We start from the raw sequence: 4,423 nt of genomic DNA, 5'->3' as shown, positions 1-4,423 counted from the left end.
CGCCAGCGGCGCCACTCGCGCCTCGGCAATGTTCCGCCCGCGTTGTTTGCTGAAAAATTCAGCAAACAACCACAGGCGGCTTGAAACAAGAGTGTCCGCTATTGACAGTACACCTCACCCGTCGCTCTAACTACCCTTAGCAGTATGTGAGCCGTCGCGTCCACAGCCCCGAAAATCCTCAGGAAAGACAGTACTAGCGTCCCACAATACCCCGGCTAAATCAGCGTCTTCCAGTCGAGAACATTTTAACTTTGCCCCTCGGATGTCGGCCCCCTGAAAGCTCGCGTAACCCACATCAGCACTTTCGAAGTCTGCGTTGCGTAGATCGGCCCCGTCAAATTTTGCGGCCATCAGGCCGGCTCCTACAAACGAAGCACGCATCAATTTTGAGTCGCAAAACGATGCTGTCATCAATTTTGCGGCGTCAAAATTACTGTCAGTGAGGATTGAATTATTGAATAGCGCCCCCCGAAGATTCGCTCTTTTGAAGCTGACGCCCGCCAAGTCTTCGTTCTCTAATATTGCGCGATGAAGTTCGACGTCATCGAACACAGCAGTCTTTAGGGACAAAGCATCGATCACCATTTCCTGCCCGGTTTGACACATAACTTTAATCATTAACGATTCCCCCAATCGGTAGGATCAACTTTGATATTCTCAACTGGCTTTGCTTGACTTACTTGACTAGGAGATGCAGTTCCTGCGGTTTGCGCAGGCTCCTTTCCGGCGACTCGTCCTGCAACATACCTGTGATTTCCTTCCACAATGATCTTCCCATCAACTTTGATTGCCGGCGCCACCATACCTGCCTCAATCTTTTGGACGTAATTTGCGATGACGGGAAGCGAAACAGCGGATTGAGCCGTTGTCATCGGCGCCCCTTTTAACGCCGCCTGAATAGAAGCCTTCGTTACGACGATAGCTTCCTTTGCGACAGCCGGCCCAGGCGCACCTACAGCCATCGATGCAACCGTAAGAACTCCAGTTGTTTTTTCCATCAACTGACCGTACCAAGCTCGAACCCCCATTTCCAGCTGAACCATTGGCAAGTATGAGGGCATATTGCCGCTCAAACTTTGTCGACCATCGGGATCAACGTATTTGTACGGACTATTGTTCGCGTAGGCATACCGGTTGAAGCTGCCGCCGGTATTCGCATCGGTCGTCACCGGATCAACGCTCAAGAAACGCCCAGCCACGGAATCATAATACCGCTGCTGCATATACACCAGCCCCGTCTCGTTGTCGTGCACATGGCCAGTGAAACCCATGCGCGGCGTTGTGCCAGCCACCAGCAGACCATAAGGCTCATATTTGCTGCGACTGACGATCGCGCCCGCCGCGTTGCTGATCGCCACCGGACTGCCCAGCCCGTCAGTGTGGTTGTACTGCACCACACCATTCGTCACCTCGGCCAGCAAGCCATTGTTCAAATAGATGTATTTCGTCCTCAACGCCGCTTGCGGACCTCCGCTTTGCGCCGCGTACCACAGTTGCCCAGCCGGGCTGTACACCTGCATGCGCTGGCTGCCGTCCATGCCGTCGATGCGTATGCGATGGCCCAGGCCGTCGTACTGGTAATTTGCCTTACCCACAGCAACGCGCAGGCGATTGCCGATATCGAACACAAAGTTTTGCCCGCCGCGCTGCGTGATGTTACCTTGGCTGTCGTAGCCATAACTGTAGCTGTAGCCGCCCGGGCCGATCAGGTTCGTCAGCCGGTTGGTGTTGACGTCAATGTGGTGAGTCAGCGTGCGCATGTTCTGGCCAGCGATGCTGCTGCCAGTCAGGTTGTCGAGCGCGTCGTAGCTATACGCGGCCCGCCCCCACAGGCCCGGCGCTGTCACCGTCGTCAGCCGGTCGTGCACGTCGTACTCCATGACGCGCGTGTCCCTACCCTCCTGGTAGTCAGCGATCGAGGTCGGATTACCGTTCGCGTCGTAGTCGTACACGTCCCAAATCACGCCCGTGTCGGCCGAGTGCCAGGGCTTGCCGCGCGCATTCTGGATTAGCCGGTGTACCACGCCATTGCCGTACGTAAAGCCGGCGATCGCGCCGTTCGGGTGGTACGTGATGTTTTTTGCATACGCACCCACCTGACTGGCCTCGCCCAAGGCGTTCGGCGCATACGCGACGATACTGCCGTCGCCGGGATAAGTCAGGCTGCTGACCGCGCCATGCCCGTCGTAGCTGCGGCCGAGCTTGTAGCTTGCGCCGTTATAAGTCAACGTTTCGCTCTCAAGCAGGCGCCGCTTGTTGTAGTCGCTGGTCCATTTCGCGCCGCTGGAATCGACTGTCAGCGGCAACCCGTCGACCGTATACGTACGCACAATGACCGGACTGCCGTCGCCATGGTCGGTCCTCGTCAACTGGTTCAGGTTGTCATACTGGTAGCTGATCTTTTTATTGACCGGCACGCTCTGCGTGTCGCAGCTGGCCGTATCTGGTAACGCCAGGCCGCTGGCCCGCCACGTGAGGTTGTTGGCACCGTCATAGTCCTGCACGGTAGCGCCCGCTTCCGGCTCGATAGTTTTGCACAGCCGTTCATGTTCGTCATACACATACCGGCGAATGTTGTACAGGCCGTCGCCGCCGCGCGCCACCGACACCGGCTTGCCATAGCCGTCGCGCTGGATCTCGATCACTAGATGGTCGCTAGGCCATATCTGGTAAGCAGCCGCCTCGCTCGGTTGATCCAGCGCATGAAACAGAAACACCGTCGCGTTGCCGCTTGCGTCGAAGCTTACGCGGCGGAAACCGTCCACGTACTCGTTGCGGGTATTCAACTGTCCCAGCTCGCTGCTGGCGGCGCTCTCTGCAACACGACCTAGTGCATCGTAGGTAGTGCTTACGCCAGTCACGGCCGTGCCTATGTCGTCGATGTCGCGCTGTGGGTACGACTCGAACGTCACTTGCCCGTTGGCGTTGAAGCTACGCGCCACTACTTTGCGCGTTGCCAATTCCTGCGCGCTGTCATAGATCCGTGTCATCACCGGACGCCAGATAGCGTCGTAATAGTTGACCGTCCTGGCGTTGCCTGTAATTACCGTCTGGCGCCAGTGGCCGGCAGCGATGCCATATTCGGCAGTCCAAACTTGCTCAAACGTCAACGTCGTCGGGTACCAGCCGACGCTGTCTCCTTCCGGCTGCGTGATCAGGTTCAGCCTACCTGTTGCGTCGTAGCCATAGCGGGTGGTGAAGCCGGCGGCATTCGTGGTTGAGGTGATCAGGCCAATATCCGACACCACAGCCGTTTCGGCGTTGCCGTCCGGGTAGATTGCCGTCTGCGCGACGCCGCGCTTATAATTCAGATAGGTTATAGTCTGGCCCTTGCCGTCGCTACGCGTGGCAAGAGTGCCGTCGGCATCATAATAGGTCAGGCTCGTATCCAACTTGCCAAAACTGCTACGCGTTTCCAGGCTAGCGTGGGTATTATAGGTATTGCTGATCATCACCTTACCGGTAGCGTCGTCGGTCACCGTGGCGACCTGACCAAGCACCCACAGGGAAAAATTGTCGTAATAAGTTGTCGTTTCCCCGCGGCTGTAACCCAGGCCACTCGAACGCACCACTGACAGCGGCCGCGCAAAGTGATCATATCCGCTCGCGCCGTTTGCTACTTCCCATACAAAACTGACACCCTGTTGTTCGGTAATTCTCTGATCCACCGGTAGGAAGCGCGATGACATCAGTCCGTCACCACGCCACTGATCACTGATACCAGCGTACTCTGGATATGGGTTGGCGGAGTCGGGCTGGCGGTAACGCGTTTCCACGCTGCGCAGTGGCGTACCGCCAGATTCGGCCTGCAAATCAACCAGGCCGAATTCTGTTTTAAGTAACTGGCCCTCATTGCGCTGGAAACGGTTGCCGAAGGTGTAGCGCGTAACGTCGTTGTCCGGCCCCTTGACGTTGACGATCTTGCTGTCCGCGACATTGCCCGCGTCGTCCCAACTGGCGTTCGGCTGGCCGTAAAAATATTTCCAGCTTTGCGTGCTGACGGCCGGCCCGGCAATAACTTTTTCAGTCAGGGAATAAACGTCGTAATACCGCGTATAACGCAGATACTGGCTCGTCTGGTCCATGTCCCATGTGCAGTCGCGCGGCACGAAAGAACGTCCGTGAGTGGTCGGTGTCAGGGTGAAGGTGCCGACCGCGCCGGACGGATGCGTAATGGACGCAGCCAACACTAACGGGTTGAGTACTGATGCAACATCGCAACTACCGGAGGCGACATAGGAAAGATCATGTGACAGTGAGGCCAGACCACCGTAAGCGTAAAGCCAGCTCCGTCTTGAACCGGGTGTTGATTTGCTAGATGATGGCATCACACCGCTGGGAAGCGGCGTGTTGTTTAGGCTGAGGGGAGCTGTGCGGCACAGTTCCAGGGCAGGAAGTCGCCAACCCGGTTGACCGGATGCTC

2 protein-coding genes are annotated in these 4,423 nt (G+C 57.1%); both read right to left on the bottom strand.

The genetic code is table 11. The features are described 5' to 3' along the window. Positions 1-126: 126 nt before the first annotated feature. Complete coding sequence (locus ACP7DE_RS27915) at positions 127-618, bottom strand: pentapeptide repeat-containing protein (RefSeq protein WP_426075173.1); 492 nt, start codon at positions 616-618, stop codon at positions 127-129. Further along, on the bottom strand, positions 618-4,085 hold the full coding sequence (locus ACP7DE_RS27910) for an RHS repeat domain-containing protein (RefSeq protein ID WP_426075172.1): 3,468 nt from the start codon (positions 4,083-4,085) through the stop codon (positions 618-620). The genes ACP7DE_RS27915 and ACP7DE_RS27910 overlap by 1 nt, the downstream gene beginning before the upstream one ends. Positions 4,086-4,423: the final 338 nt, after the last annotated feature.

Source organism: Janthinobacterium sp. DSP2-3-3 (assembly GCF_049897325.1).
GTDB lineage: Bacteria > Pseudomonadota > Gammaproteobacteria > Burkholderiales > Burkholderiaceae_D > Janthinobacterium.
This window is presented reverse-complemented; position numbering and strand designations above follow the sequence as displayed.

What these genes read in the sequence shown, in the direction of transcription:
- ACP7DE_RS27915 (WP_426075173.1), bottom strand. Translation starts at nt 618, where the DNA reads ATGATTAAAGTTATGTGTCAAACCGGGCAGGAAATGGTGATCGATGCT.
- ACP7DE_RS27910 (WP_426075172.1), bottom strand. Translation starts at nt 4,085, where the DNA reads ATGGACCAGACGAGCCAGTATCTGCGTTATACGCGGTATTACGACGTT.